A 14,266-nucleotide genomic window follows, 5' to 3' on the forward strand; every position below is an offset into this window, starting at 1 on the left:
GGATCGGTATTTTGCCTCCAGCTTCCTTCAGATTCCACGTCGGGACTTGCACCCTATAGTTCATGCGCATGCCGGGCGCACTCAAATTATAAAGGATAACAATTGCTATCCTTTATAATTTACTATACTACTTATGGGACTAGAAGGTTTTATTATTATTGCTCTGGTTTACTGGGGTTGAAAATTATAGGATTCACAGTTTGAAAGAAAAGGATTCCATCAAATTGTTCTACTGGAACATAAGACATACGTATCCTGCCTCCCTCAAATACTTTCCATTTTTTTGGCCCCAATTTAAATTACACTTTATAAAAAATTTTTCGTAAGGTGAATGACTTAATAGCCATTCTAAATTCTTTTTTCTTGATTTTTTTATCGGATAATCACTTCCGTTGTAATCCCCCATCCTCCCTTTATGAGCATACAGACCTAGCACTAAGCTGTCGTCTTTGATTGAATCGTGTAAATTTTCGAAAAAAGATGAGTATGAAGTAAATCGATTGATACTACTTTTTCTTTTAACATGAAGGTTATGAGCCCATATAATAATTTTTTCATTAGGATATAGTTCTTGAGCAATAAACTCAAAATTTCTCGCCATTTGCTTTTCCCTGTATTGAAATTCCTTTGAAAAACCTTTTTCAACTATGAAATTAAGATAATCGGTTCTATTTATCAAAGTTCTAATAAGTACCTTCTGCAAATTTCCGTTGTTTAAAGGTCTGATTTCAAGCTTATTAATTAAGATATTTATTGTTTCTTTTATCTCATTTACCTCTTCTAATAAGTTATGTTTTTTTATACGTTTGAGGTTTAAAATTTTATTCATGTTTTTATCAGCTTCTACAAAGAGCTTTTTGTAGTATTCGTCTTTAAAATGCTTTGTTAAAAAAGCAGAAAAATGCTTATTTTCACTCTGCTGTACATCTATCCCTGTTAAATACAATGGATTTTCTTTTTTATTTTCTTGAATGTAGTTAAATAACTCTAAGGTATACTCATTATGCCAAATACGACCGATTGAGCCATACATAAAGTTGAAAGCGTCAAGTTCTGTTGAAAGATAATCACCTACCATGCAATCACCTAATTCGCTCTCAAAAGCAATTATTTTAAAACCCATTTTTTGATGAAGAAATTTAATTAAATTTACTTTTGCAATAGTATATTCTTTAACACAATGACTACTCTCACCAATGAATATATATTTTTTATTTTCCAGCTCTGTCTTAATAAAATTATATGCGTTACTACGATTAAAGTCATTTAACTCAATGCTATTATGTTTTACCTCATTAATGAAATGGTCCATATTCATTCTAATCTCCTCCTAGACATCTACTAAATCGGAGTCATGCCCATGGATCAATAGAGAGTGATTTCGGTTTATACATTATCTTTTTACCTTTATTAAAGTTTAAGCACATAACTGCTTTCCCGTTATTATGTGAATCACCTAATTGAAGTGATAATGACAATAACTTACTGTCATCCTCCAAACCAAATGCTTGAATTAAGTATTCTCTGTCTCTTACGAAACAATCCAACAACTCAACTACACTATCAACATGCACTATAATTGTCTCAAATAAAACTCTTGATAAAATAGGATAGTCTCTAAGGAATTCGAATTTTTTCTTTTTTGATGCCAAGATTTCATGTGAGTAGTAGTTAAATCTCTCTACTGAGTCATTTCCATTTAGTTCACCATTTTCCCTCAGTTCGTGCAAATCCTGAATTAATGTTCTTATACTTATACTCTTTAATTCACTTAGTACACTATTAATTACGTTCTCTTTAATCTTATTTATATCCATCACTCCGCATAAATTTCCACGTTTTTTTTGCAATCTCACTATTTCATTCTCTAATTGAAACATAGCTATATCAAGATAATCTACATAGAATTCAAAAAAAACGTATTCTTGATCTGGATGCTTTGGTATGTATGATAATTTAGTATCCTGACCGTAAGTTACGTGTTTTTTATAAAGTTTTAATAATTTTTCCCATCTATTTGACCTGTTACTTGATACTATTTTTTTATGGGGGTCTCCCCGATTTTCTCATTCTGTTCAGAAGGATAAAATGATTTTCTATGAGAGAAAATGTTTATATTTATTGATTGAGTCATATTTCAGAATCCCTCCTAAAAAATAGAAAAGTACCCTTCGTATTACAGCATCTATGGTCATGGTCATATCTGGGAGGGAAGGGTACTATCGATTTTAATTATTCAACACTCAATATACTCAGAAAATTTAAATTGTTATTCATCCATTGGACATCTGAACCTTATGCTCGGACAAATTCTAATACTCCAACTTGGACACACTCTTAAACTAAGACACAGGACTGTGCTTTGTGGAGTAATTTCGTCACTTCCTCCCGCCAGTTTCATAAGCTCGTCTTCAGATACTTTTTCAACAAAAGACACTTTTTTGCTCATTAATTGACCTCCTTCTTTATTATTCCCGGGTATGCTTGTAGCTTAACATTAGCTATAAATTTTTCAAAATCAAGTTTTATTGAAGATTGAGCAAAGATTGAAAAAAATCAGAATTTATCAGTTATTCTAGTAGCAAATCATTAGCTATATGTGTTTCAAAATTAAGTTTTGTTAAAAAATGAGAAAAAATCGAAAAATCGGAAAATTGAAATTACTTATAGAAAAGTGAAATTTCCTAGGAAGTTACTAGTCAAAAAGTAATAAATATTTTTAGTATATTTGTTTCGGTCTGTGTTTTTTGATTTATACAAGATTTTGTACAAGATACAGCCTGAAAAACAGTCATAAAAATAACTAGTAAAAAGGCAGTAACAACCAAAATTTGTCCCTTGTCGTTACTGCCTAATTCTTTAAATTGCCGTCATAGTAAGGAGACTTTTTCTAACGTTTCCTTCACAAACTGATCATTGACAGTCTGATAACTATCAATTGGTTCCATCACTTCGTAAATGACTTCATTATAACGTAGAGAGTAATCATTTTTAGGCATACAAATAAGTTCATGCACTTAACTGGGGGCAAATAGATACGAAAAGTACACTTTGTAACCTACTTAGTGATAGGTAGCTGAACCATCAGAGCAGCGATGGCCATGGTACTATTAGGTTAATCCACTCTTCAACAAAACGGTTAAAAAACTCAGGGTTCGCTAATGAGACACCGTGACCAATATTAGATAACACAACACCTTGACAATGAGGATTGCTATTCACAAGATGGAGTGCAGATTTTTTCATGTTGCCCATCTCTTTTTTACCGACCGTTACTAAAATGTTACATTGGGCTTCTGAAAAATCATGCGGGATTGTAAAAGACATATTTTCTTGCAATATATTAATAAGGGTATCTAATTTTATCTTTGAACTATCTTCATAATATTGCTCAAAATATTCTTCATCTACATATAATGTTTTAGCTTGAAGCTTTGCGAATGATTTATTTTTTAGTAAGGGAAAAGTTAATTTTATCAATGGTCGAATCCATTTTTCTGCAATTGGGGAAGGTGTCACTAAAGCACTGTTGATGATGGCGAAATCTGTTAATTGCTTCTATCAATTATGCCTGGGCATAATTGTGTCCGGAATCGGCTTTGTGCTTGCACAAAGAACTCCTTTTCCGATTTCCGTGACATCCGCCGGAGGCTTTAACTTCATTCAGCGGTTGTTTGGACTTCCGCTGAATGAAGTTAAACTAACCATTTGAATAGCAATTTGAGCCCCTAATGAAAATCCCACTACTATGACATGTTTATTTTTTGCTTTTTCTTCTATTAAAGATAGAAGCTTTTTTGCACAATCTTCAATTGAAAAATCAGAGGTATTATTAGCTCCGTTATCTATTAATTCTGGTACAACGCAATGATAATCGGAAAAGTATTGGACTTGTTTATCCCACATCCATCCTCCAACACCACCTCCATGAATCAATAATATGATTGGCTTATGTAGATCACCATACTCCTTATAATGCATTACCACACCTTCTTTCTTTGTACTTGTATTTCTCGGGAAATAAACAGATTATTCTAACATATTTTCAAATCATCACCAAAAACAGTGGATAACTTTTGTTAAAGTGTATGCCATGTATATAAGTTGATTGGAGTGGAGACTGGGCGACTCCTCGGGGATCAGCGTCAAAGATGAGACCCTGGAGCGAGCAACGCGAGTGAAGCGGCTCATCGGACGCCCCCAGGAAAGCGCCCAGTAGGAACGGAAATCAACCACACGTTATGGTATGGGCTATATTTTTAAACATTGTATTTATTTTACCAATTTATAGTGTTTATGTGTCATATTTATAGTTTCTGCTGCATATATAATACTTGAAACACATTTTGCATTTTTTAACGTAGCATTGTGGCTCTTGGGATTGAGGAAGAAAGACAAAAAAATAATAAACATGGAGGTAATAAAGATGGATCAAAATAAAACTAACGAACCAAACGAATTATTAAAAGCCATTAGCCCTTCCAGTTTAGGAGAATTTCCCCTCTCACCAATTAGTGGCTTATATGCATGGAGGGAACAGCAAATCAGTGAGGAACTTCGCCTTGATGTAGACGGACTCTACCCTCAAATGGTAGCAAGCGGAACTATTATTTCAAGCCTGTCTTCTACTATTCATTGGATTGCCAAATTAACAGCTAATGGTCCAAATACTTGGACAGGCAATATTCGCAACAAATACCTAGACGACATACAATCATTTCCTTATACAAATGTAAAAATACAGGTAACACGCGGTTCATTGCCTGAACAGCATACTGTCGAAGTCACTTTTCTTATCGGAGGAGAGACAGACAGAACGAGAACCCTCCAGTTTCAATCTCCTTACTTCCACCCTGTGGAATTTGAATTCGATGCTGAAGAAGGTACAACGCCAGTCACAACCTACCAAACACACGCCCATCCAGACATGCCAACATCTTTGCCGGATGAAACTCTATCAATCGCAGAGGTTTTTAAACGTACTGGGTTTGATGTGAAAATATCAGACGGTAATAATATTGTTTCCAAAGATTATACAGGGACTGATAAAAAGTGGAACACTCAAGAGATGCATGATGCCATGCAAGTATATTGGTCACACTTTGATAATAAGCCACAATGGTCCATGTGGACATTCTTTGCAAATTCGGAAGCAGAAGAAGGCCATGGTCTGGGCGGTATTATGTTTGATAGCATAGGTCCAAATCATCGTCAAGGGACAGCAATTTTTAATAATTCATTCATTTCAGATCCACCTAAAGGTGACCCCGCTCCTGAAGCTTTTGTACAGCGATATCGTTTTTGGTGTGCTTGCCATGAGATGGGACATGCTTTCAATCTCCTACACTCTTGGCAAAAACACCTAGGTCATCCTTGGGAACCGTTGGAGCGCCCTCTTACCCCAGAACCAAAGGCTTTAAGCTTTATGAATTATCCTTACAAATATGATGGCAACAATCAGGAGTTCTTTAAAAACTTTGAGTATCGTTTTAGTGATCAAGAGCTTTTGTTTTTGCGGCACGCACCTGAGCGCTTCGTACAAATGGGTAATGCTGACTGGGCTGTTGATCATGGGTTTGAACAACCGATCGTTTCTATTCACCCTTCTTTTAATCTTGAATTGAGAGTTAACCGTAAAACACCTATATTCCAATGGTTAGAACCTACTGTTATAGAAATCAAACTAACTAATACTTCAAATCAACCTCAGTTAATAAATAAGCATATATTGTCCGATTTAGATAGAATGTCTGTCATTGTTAAAAAAGATGGCAAACAAGGGCGTCGTTTACTACCTTATGTTCAATATTTAAGGAACATAGAGAACAAGGTACTTATGCCTGGTGAATCACTGTATGAAACCATTTTCGCTTCCGTAGGGAAAAATGGCTGGTTAATTGATGATCCAGGATTCTATAACATTCAAGTAGCCCTACAAATAAACGGCAATAACATCGTATCTAACAACTTAAGGCTACGAGTTTTACCACCTACCGGGTACGATCAGGAGTTCCTTGCTCAAGACTTTTTCTCTGAAGAAGTCGGTCGGATTCTTGCATTTGACGGCAGTCATTTTTTTGAAAAAGGGAACGATATCCTACGTGAGGTAACCGAAAAACTTAGTGACCATGCTGTTGCTCTTCACGCTCATATCGCTCTTGCTAAACCATTGGCATTCGATTATCAATTCCTTGATTTCACAGGAGACTCAGATACAAGAGGTAAAATCAAAATAATACCTGCCCAACCAGACGAGGCACGTAAACAGTTTACTTCTGCTTTAACTAAGCACAATCAAATTGCTGCTAAGACACTTTCCAATATTGACTATCATGAATATATGGGAACATACAGTGAATTTCTAAGTAGCCAAGAAGAACACAAGGAAGCCGCAGAGGTACAGAATGTCCTTTATCAAACTCTATCTGAACGGAATGTTTTAGATAGTGTATTACAAAAAATTAAAAATCGCGGTGAAACCTATGGACAAAAGGAAAATGAACATTTTACAAATATATGAGATTTCTACCTTAAATGGAATCGCAGAAGGTATACAAGCATTGTAAAATGTGATGCCTTCAATCTACTATAACCCAAAATAAAAAACCGTTATTTCGAAAAAGTTTGATCGAAATAACGGTTTTCTGTTTGAACGGAATATTGTTTAATCATTGCACCTCCTTCGCCTTATTAAACTTACTCGTGTTTTATTTCATAAAGAAATAATTAAGAATCTAAATTCTTTAATGTTTCTTTTCACTTATGCTCATCCCAAAAGTCCTTACTAAAACTCGTATTTGCTTGATATTTTCCAACTGGTTTGGCAATATCTGACCCCCGCAAAATTGTTCCTTTTCCAAACTTATGCTCGATTTGATCAACAAGTTTAATGATCGGTTCCTCTTTAATATGCTCTTCAAAGTTAAATAACGTTAGCTGCTGTGTTGTTTCTTTAATATCACTAACATTCGATACGGTGACACCTAGTAATCGTACTGGCTCTTCGTCCCAATGCTTATTAAATAGATACCAGGCATGCTCAACTATATCCTCTTTTGAATGAATCGCGTTATTGATGGACTTACTTCGTGTACATGTTTCCCAATCAGCTGAACGAATCATGATACTTACAGTAACTCCAGCAAGTTTCTTGGCCTTTAATCTGTCCGCTACCTTTTCAGAAAGTGTTGCTATTACTTTATATAGTTCATCTCTATCTGTCGTATCATGAGAAAGTGTTGTTGAATTCCCTACACTTTTCGTATCGTATATTGCTTCAGGATCGACAGGTCTATCATCTTCGCCATTTGCCCTTTGCTTCATACGTAGACCATTTATGCCAAAGTTTTGTTTTAATAAATATTCATCCGCTACGGCTAGTTCTCCAATTGTTCGGATACCTAACTTCCCCAATTTCTCCGATGTACTTTTGCCAACCCCATGCATCTCAATTACATTCATCTGCCACAAAACTGTTGGCACATCACGCTTTCGGAGTATTGTAATCCCCATTGGCTTTTTCATATCACTTGCCATTTTCGCCAAAAATTTATTTGGCGCAATGCCTATTGAACAAGGAAGTTGCAGTTCGTTCCAGATTCTATCCTGTATATTTTGTACGTGTTGCAATACATTTTGGCCTTCAACTATAGGCAGTTGCAAATATCCTTCATCAATTGAAACCGGTTGAAGAATTTCGCTATACTCTTTTAACAAATTAAAAAAAGACTTAGACGCAGCTCTATATCGTTCAAAATTAGGAGGTAGTACAATAAGTTCCGGGCACTTTCGCCGCGCCTCCCCGACATTCATGGTTGTATAAACACCTTTTGCCCTTGCTTCATAACTACAAGTAATAATAATACCTCTACGCTCTTTAGGATTCCCTGCTATAGCTATGGCTTTGCCTTTTAAACTAGGGTCATAAATCTGTTCTACTGAAGCATAAAAACTGTTCATGTCAATATGGAGAATGATTCTTGATTTATTAGCCATAATATCCCCTCCATAAATAACTGCAACATCTAATCGTTTTGATAATGTGTATTTCTTGTTTAGATAGAGCGAAATGATAGGCTTTGTTGAATAACATAGATTCAACACTTCACAAAACAAGAATATTTGTTCTATTTTATCATCATAATAGATGTTTTGGCTATCACTAACCAACATTCCTCACCCATTTTCTCATTGGAAACTGTCTCTAAAGCCTGATGCTTTCATTTTTATGACATCTTTATTCCATTTCAAATCAGGCGGATATGTTAATTCATTCGCTTGTTTTATTGATATTTCTTGATTAACGAGCAGATACTTTCTCGACGGCACCAACTGATATTAACAAAACTAAGACAACAAAAATTATATTTTTCATTTTCTTGATTCCGCTTCGTTAATAAAATATAGGAATTCCTACTGAAAGCAAATAGGATTTCTTATCGTTGATTCAATTAAATCTGCTTAAGAAATTTTTCTAACTCTAAGACTTGCTAGTGATATTTTTGAAACAAACGTAAAAATTAAAAGGCTGGGAGTATTCAATTAAATGAAAAACTCTCAGCCTTTTGTATTATGGAAACTAGAGGAAAATATAGGTCTCTTTTCTACTATTCTTTTAGGTTTGTGATAAGATCGTATCTCTTTTTGTTTTAGTCAAATAAATGATTAAACTAAAAATTATAATAAGGAAGATTGCGCTCGTTCCAATAGTGCCAAGACCAAGACCACCTTCTTCGCGAGGCTGTGACAAGTAGTCGCCAAAAGATGCTCCAAGTGGACGTGTTAGGATGTAAGCAACCCAGAAAGCCAACACTGCATTCAACTTGAAAGCGTAATGGGCAATCGTAACTGCAGCAATCAAGCCAGCGAATATGAGACCTGACTTCCAGTAACCTAAGTCCATACCCTCAGATATAAGATCACCTGCTGCCGTACCCAAAGCAAAGGTAAAGAGGATGGTTAGCCAGTAGAAAGCTTCACGCTTTACTGTATAGATGGAATGAATAGACAATGTTTTTTCATTCATATACCAAACCACAAAGGTCACGAATAATGCAATAGAAAAGAAAATTGTAGTCGTCTCTAGAGCGACCCCGAAATTGTCTACGAGGTTGTCAGTGATTAATGTTCCGACAATACTAATTAGCACGACCACGAGCCAATAAATCCAAGGAACGTATTTTTTCGCTTTGAATTGGATGAACAATGTAATAAGCAAGAGACCACTCATTACTAAGGTCGTATTGGACAAACCCCAGTGTAAGTTAAAATTTAGGAAATCTGCTGCAGTCTCCCCTACCGTAGTTGCCATAATTTTGATGATCCAAAAGAAGATTGTAACTTCCGGAACCTTGCTCAATATTTGTTGTAATGTAGGAGTCTCGGTTTCTTCAGAGAAAATTGAATTTTTGATCACTTATTCCATCCCCTTACTATATTAACTATTTATACATACTCCTAAACAATTCCATGATACTGTTGCACGCTAACTAAAACTACATGAAATACTACTGAATAATCATATAGGAATCATTTGGAAATTATATATCTTGATTAATTTGGTGAAGCTTATTTACAACTTTCACTCTAACAGGTCGTTATGAAAAGTTAACGAAGCTTTTATAAGAAGTTGATGAAAGATTAATGAGTATTTTCTCATTTTCCAACCTTCCAATCCCCATTAATAACCAGCGCCGAAATATACAAAAAAATACACCCTCTAGAAGGTGGACACTGAAAAACTTACGTTTTCATAAAAGCGAACCTTTTTCAGATAAAAATAAGGCACTTCTTGTTCAATTTTGAACAGGAAGTGCCTTATTTCTGTCACTATTTCTTATTCATTTTCGTTTAGTAGCTTTAATATCCGTTTCAAATTGACAGCGAATATCGTTGTGTCACCCTGAATTTCCATAAACCCGCAGTCGATGCCGTATCGTACCCGTGTCCGTAAGCTGCGTCTCCAATAACTGTATTAATTTTCATACCTGCTTGTGTGCTTTTTTCAATTAACTCTTGAAGATATTTTCCATAGCTTTTTTCACCTGTTGTAATGACAGCCGCTGTAATAATACGTTCATCACTCAACGCGATATGTGTCTTATACCCAAAGAAAGAAGATTCCGACGTCTTATGCTCTTTTCGGGCATCCGCATCAGAAGAGTAATTTAGATGTTCTTGGAAATCTTCTGCGACTTCTTTTAAAACATTCAGCTTTTCTTTGACAGATGGCATTTGTGCAATTTGTGGTTCCTTTTCAATGACTGAAATAACTTCCTAACAGTAAGTTAATTCATCCTTTACTTCGTTAGAAGTGGTCTTTACGGGGAAATTGTCTTTCATCGATTCGTCAATTTTGTAGACAGCTTTTCGAACGTTTTTTGATTTCTCTTGTAAAAATTGTTTAGGCGTTTTTTGGTTGTAACGTGCTTTTGTATGTGTGGCATCCACAATAATCGTTTGACTGTTGATGATTTTTTTCTTCAATGCGATCTCAACTGTTTTCCCAATGAGCATGTATAATGTGCTTACGTCTTGAAGACGAAGCCGACGAAATTTTGTAAGAGAACTTGAATCAATGACTGGATCTTCTGGCGCCATATCCAAGAAATATTTGAATGACATATCATACTTTGAACGCTCCACAAGGTCGACGTCTGATACATCATAAATCGCTTTTAATAATAAGTACTTAAACATACGAATTGGAGGAATGGCATTACGTCCATTGTAGTGTGATACATTGCGTTGTTTGGAGAAGCATCGCTCGACTCCTGCGGGAAAGCGAGACAGACGAGACCCCGCACGAAGCGAAGCGTAGGAGGAGGCTCGGCGCTCGCCCGCGGAAAGCGAGCGGAATGCTTCGGAAAACAACAGTAGAGTCACTGTGCTAAATGAAAAAAGCGAGGTATTCAACGATTAAATCGTTGAATACCTCGCAATGTGAGAAGATATAGACTTTTTCAGTGCCCTCTCTAGAAGGTGTATTTTTATACCAATAATATTCAGACATTTTTTCCGCCTATCATCATTAAATATGGCTCTTCAGCAAAGGTACTTGACTGTACATGTCATACCTCGCTCCTGCGTGGTCTTAAATCTCACACTATTCATAAGACTTCCTTACTTTAATCAACAAATGTATAATCACCATCACTTTCAAGTAAATCCTTTAAAATGATTAGTGCTTGTTCTAGCTTATTTTCAGGTGCAGTGATTGCTAAACGAACTGCATTTACCAGCTTGGCATTGCCTACTGCAAAACGTTCAGCTGCATATACTTGCACACCAGCTTTAGATGCTAGCAATTCAAACTGAACACTGGTGAATTTTTCGGGGAGTATAAGCCATCTAAAAATACATTCTTCTTCACCTAAAATGTTATAGTCTCCTAAATATTGATCGACAAGGGCATTTTGTTGCTTTGCATATAACCGATGCTTTTCTAAAATTACTTGTGCAACACCATCATGAATCATCCTTGCTGTAAGCTCCACCATCATTGGAGATACTGAAATATTTATATTATACAGTGTCTCCATTATTTTTTTTCGCAGCGCTGGAGGTGTAACGATATAGGATAGTCGTAAGCCTGGTGAGATGGTTTTTGATACACTGGCAATATAAATAACCTTTTCGGGTGCATAGGAGGCTATCGGTGCAAGCGGTTTCTCCTTAAGAAAACTATATATCGCATCCTCAATGATGATTAAGCCTTTTTGCCTCGCAACTTCCGCAATCATTTTTCTTGTTTCCATCGACATTGTATGAGTAGTTGGATTATGAAAATCAGGAATAACATAAAGACCTTTTATATGCTCATTTTTACAAGCGTATAATAGCCCCTCTCTTGACATTTCACCGTTTCTTTGTTGGATTGCTACCAGTTGGATACCAAGCATATTTGCTGCTGTTTTTATACCTGCATACGTAATGGGATCTGTACCAATTCGATCTCCTGGTTGAAACAATGCCGCTAACGTTCCAACAATAGCATTTTGTCCCCCTGCCCCAAGCAATACTGGTTGATCCGTTTGAAAGTTGACCTTTTCCAAAAGCTTCAATGCTGCCTCTGTTTGCCACGCATTTGCTTCAGGTCGTCCATATTGAAATAATTTGCTAAAATTAGGATCATTCATCATCTTTTTCATATAACGTGTAATATCCTCATTAGCATGATTTTCTGGCAATACAGGACCCATTTCGATCATCTGAGAAGAAATACTTGTCGGTAGTAAAATTTTATTTGTCGCTGCATCAGATGAAACAAATGTTCCACTACCGATAGAAGCATAAATAAGCCCCTTCTGGCCACAAAGTTTAAACGCTCTTGTTATCGTGCTTAAATTAACATCTAAAAAATCAGCTAACTCACGCTGAGGAGGTAACTTGGTGCCTGGTGATAATTTTCCATCCTTTATATCTTGTTCCAGTTGTTCTGCTATTGCTATATATAACGGAGCCGAACTTTTGCTAATATTCGGCTTCCAACTCATCGGATATTCTTCAAACGAATTAACTGGCATATTCTAAGCTAAGCTCCTTCTCTCTAATTTTTTGCATACAATATTTAATTGTCTTGCATACAATGATAATATTGTATGCATATGATGACAATGATATAATTTTTAAAAAATCAGAAAAAAGGACCGATAAATTATGGAATTTTCAGAAAAGATTTTAAATACCCCATCTTCATTCATCCGAAATATTTTGAAAGTCACTGAATCAGATGATGTTATTTCTTTCGCAGGGGGGCTTCCGAACCCAATTTCTTTCCCAATCGAAGCGTTACAGGCATCTGCGAACCATGCCATTTCGGAAAACGGTAGTCGTCTATTCCAATACTCTTCTACACAAGGCTATGCTCCTTTACGTGAGTACATTGCTGCAAAATACCAACGTGTACACGGACTAGACGTACATGCAGACGATGTATTTATTACTACAGGATCACAGCAGGCTCTTGAATTAATTGGGAAAGTACTAATCAACAAAGGTGATGGTATCGTCATCGAGGAGCCTGGTTACTTAGGTGCTATTCAAGCCTTCACATTAAGTGAGCCAACATTCTATGGTGTAACACTCGAAAATGATGGATTAAACTTAGAAGAGTTAGAGAACGCATTACAACAACCAAATGTAAAATTCGTTTATACAGTTCCAAATTTCCAAAACCCAACAGGTCTTACGTATTCTCAAGAAAAACGTCAGCAAATTTGCGAAATCATTTCGAAATATGATGTAGCGTTAATTGAAGATGATCCATATGGAGAATTACGCTTCCAAGGTGAGCCACTACCATACATCGGTGCTGGTAAATTAGAAAATAGTATTTTACTAGGTTCTTTCTCTAAAACGGTCACACCAGGAATGCGTCTTGGCTTTATCATTACAAAGAATAAAGAATTATTGCAGCATATCGAAACAGCGAAGCAAGCAACTGACCTACACACAAATATTTTCTCTCAATATGTCATTTATGATTATCTAGCAAACAATGACTATATGGAGCACGTTCAGAAAATTATAGCGTTATATAAAAATCAAGCAGATGCCATGCTAAATGCGATGGAGGAGTTTTTCCCAGCACATGTGGACTACACACGACCAGAAGGTGGAATGTTCATTTGGGCTACAATGAACAATGGAGCTTCGTCATTAGATGTCTTCCAAAAAGCGATGGAGCAAAAAGTTGCTTTCGTACCTGGTGACCCATTCTACACAGCTAAAACTGGTGTTAATACGATGCGCCTAAATTATACGAATGCAACACCTGAAGTCATCCGAGAAGGTATTAAACGCTTAGCTAGCATTTTATAAAGGGAATCTTTAATCCGTGGGGTGTTCTTTCCCACGGATTATTAGTTTTAGTTTTTGAATATCAAATGCAAGATAATCATTACAACATAAAAAGCAACCCTCTTCGTGCGCTATAGCGTCGAAAAGGGTTGCTTCGTTCAAATCTGAAATTATTTTGTATATGTTAAAACTGCATTTTTTTTGAATTTGGCTAATGCTTGTGTTGCCTCATTTTTGTTTGTATACTCAAAAATTCGAACGTCCTTTTTATCAAATACTGTAATAACCCACATAATAAAATCTCCCTTCCAATTTTGTTTTTGTAATATAACAACCACCGAAAACTTTGATACTTTTTAAACTGTTTTATAACAATTCCTTACCTGATTCTTATTTTACGCCGATTTTTTTAAAAATAAAGTATTATGTGAAGCCCTTCACAAACTGTTCATTTTCAAAACGCTTT

General features: G+C 35.8%; 11 protein-coding genes and 1 pseudogene. 2 read left to right on the forward strand and 10 right to left on the reverse strand.

Going from position 1 to position 14,266, the window contains the following annotated elements; genetic code table 11:
* Positions 1–229 precede the first annotated feature (229 nt).
* From ACQKMV_RS15840 to ACQKMV_RS15860, 5 genes are all read right to left on the reverse strand, one after another.
* Positions 230–1,318 (reverse strand): erythromycin esterase family protein, encoded by a 1,089-nt coding sequence (locus ACQKMV_RS15840; protein ID WP_427505116.1) that lies wholly within the window; start codon positions 1,316–1,318, stop codon positions 230–232.
* Between the two features lie 34 nt (positions 1,319–1,352).
* Positions 1,353–1,856, reverse strand: coding sequence for a DUF4135 domain-containing protein (locus tag ACQKMV_RS15845; protein WP_427505118.1), 504 nt, complete (start codon positions 1,854–1,856; stop codon positions 1,353–1,355).
* Between the two features lie 413 nt (positions 1,857–2,269).
* Complete coding sequence (locus ACQKMV_RS15850; RefSeq protein WP_427505119.1) at positions 2,270–2,449, reverse strand: class II lanthipeptide, LchA2/BrtA2 family; 180 nt, start codon at positions 2,447–2,449, stop codon at positions 2,270–2,272.
* Between the two features lie 635 nt (positions 2,450–3,084).
* The gene (locus ACQKMV_RS15855; RefSeq protein ID WP_427505120.1) at positions 3,085–3,480 is read right to left on the reverse strand and encodes an alpha/beta fold hydrolase; all 396 of its coding nucleotides are present in this window, start codon (positions 3,478–3,480) and stop codon (positions 3,085–3,087) included.
* A gap of 183 nt (positions 3,481–3,663) precedes the next feature.
* Entirely contained in the window at positions 3,664–3,981 is a 318-nt protein-coding gene (locus ACQKMV_RS15860; protein WP_427505121.1) for an alpha/beta fold hydrolase, read from the reverse strand.
* A 445-nt stretch (positions 3,982–4,426) separates the two neighbouring features.
* Between ACQKMV_RS15860 and ACQKMV_RS15865 the strand changes: the two genes are divergently transcribed.
* Positions 4,427–6,520, forward strand: coding sequence for a hypothetical protein (locus tag ACQKMV_RS15865; RefSeq protein WP_427505122.1), 2,094 nt, complete (start codon positions 4,427–4,429; stop codon positions 6,518–6,520).
* Positions 6,521–6,756: 236 nt separating this feature from the next.
* Here ACQKMV_RS15865 and ACQKMV_RS15870 read toward each other — a convergent pair whose 3' ends face one another.
* The 4 genes and pseudogenes from ACQKMV_RS15870 to ACQKMV_RS15885 form a co-directional block, all read right to left on the reverse strand.
* On the reverse strand, positions 6,757–7,995 hold the full coding sequence (locus tag ACQKMV_RS15870; protein ID WP_427505124.1) for a DNA polymerase IV: 1,239 nt from the start codon (positions 7,993–7,995) through the stop codon (positions 6,757–6,759).
* A 619-nt stretch (positions 7,996–8,614) separates the two neighbouring features.
* Complete coding sequence (locus ACQKMV_RS15875) at positions 8,615–9,412, reverse strand: hypothetical protein (protein ID WP_427505248.1); 798 nt, start codon at positions 9,410–9,412, stop codon at positions 8,615–8,617.
* A 506-nt stretch (positions 9,413–9,918) separates the two neighbouring features.
* Positions 9,919–10,728: pseudogene (locus tag ACQKMV_RS15880) on the reverse strand (transposase); the annotation flags it as partial.
* Positions 10,729–11,126: 398 nt separating this feature from the next.
* Positions 11,127–12,524: a PLP-dependent aminotransferase family protein gene (locus tag ACQKMV_RS15885; protein ID WP_427505125.1), complete on the reverse strand. Its 1,398-nt coding sequence runs from the start codon at positions 12,522–12,524 to the stop codon at positions 11,127–11,129.
* A gap of 133 nt (positions 12,525–12,657) precedes the next feature.
* Here ACQKMV_RS15885 and ACQKMV_RS15890 point away from each other — a divergent pair, with 133 nt between their 5' ends.
* The gene (locus ACQKMV_RS15890; RefSeq protein WP_427505126.1) at positions 12,658–13,821 is read left to right on the forward strand and encodes a PLP-dependent aminotransferase family protein; all 1,164 of its coding nucleotides are present in this window, start codon (positions 12,658–12,660) and stop codon (positions 13,819–13,821) included.
* 149 nt (positions 13,822–13,970) lie between these two features.
* Here ACQKMV_RS15890 and ACQKMV_RS15895 read toward each other — a convergent pair whose 3' ends face one another.
* Positions 13,971–14,093, reverse strand: coding sequence for a hypothetical protein (locus tag ACQKMV_RS15895; RefSeq protein WP_277815945.1), 123 nt, complete (start codon positions 14,091–14,093; stop codon positions 13,971–13,973).
* Between the last annotated feature and the right edge of the window lie 173 nt (positions 14,094–14,266).

Origin of the sequence: Lysinibacillus sp. NPDC094403, from assembly GCF_050278745.1 — a bacterium.
Taxonomy (GTDB): Bacteria; Bacillota; Bacilli; order Bacillales_A; family Planococcaceae; genus Lysinibacillus.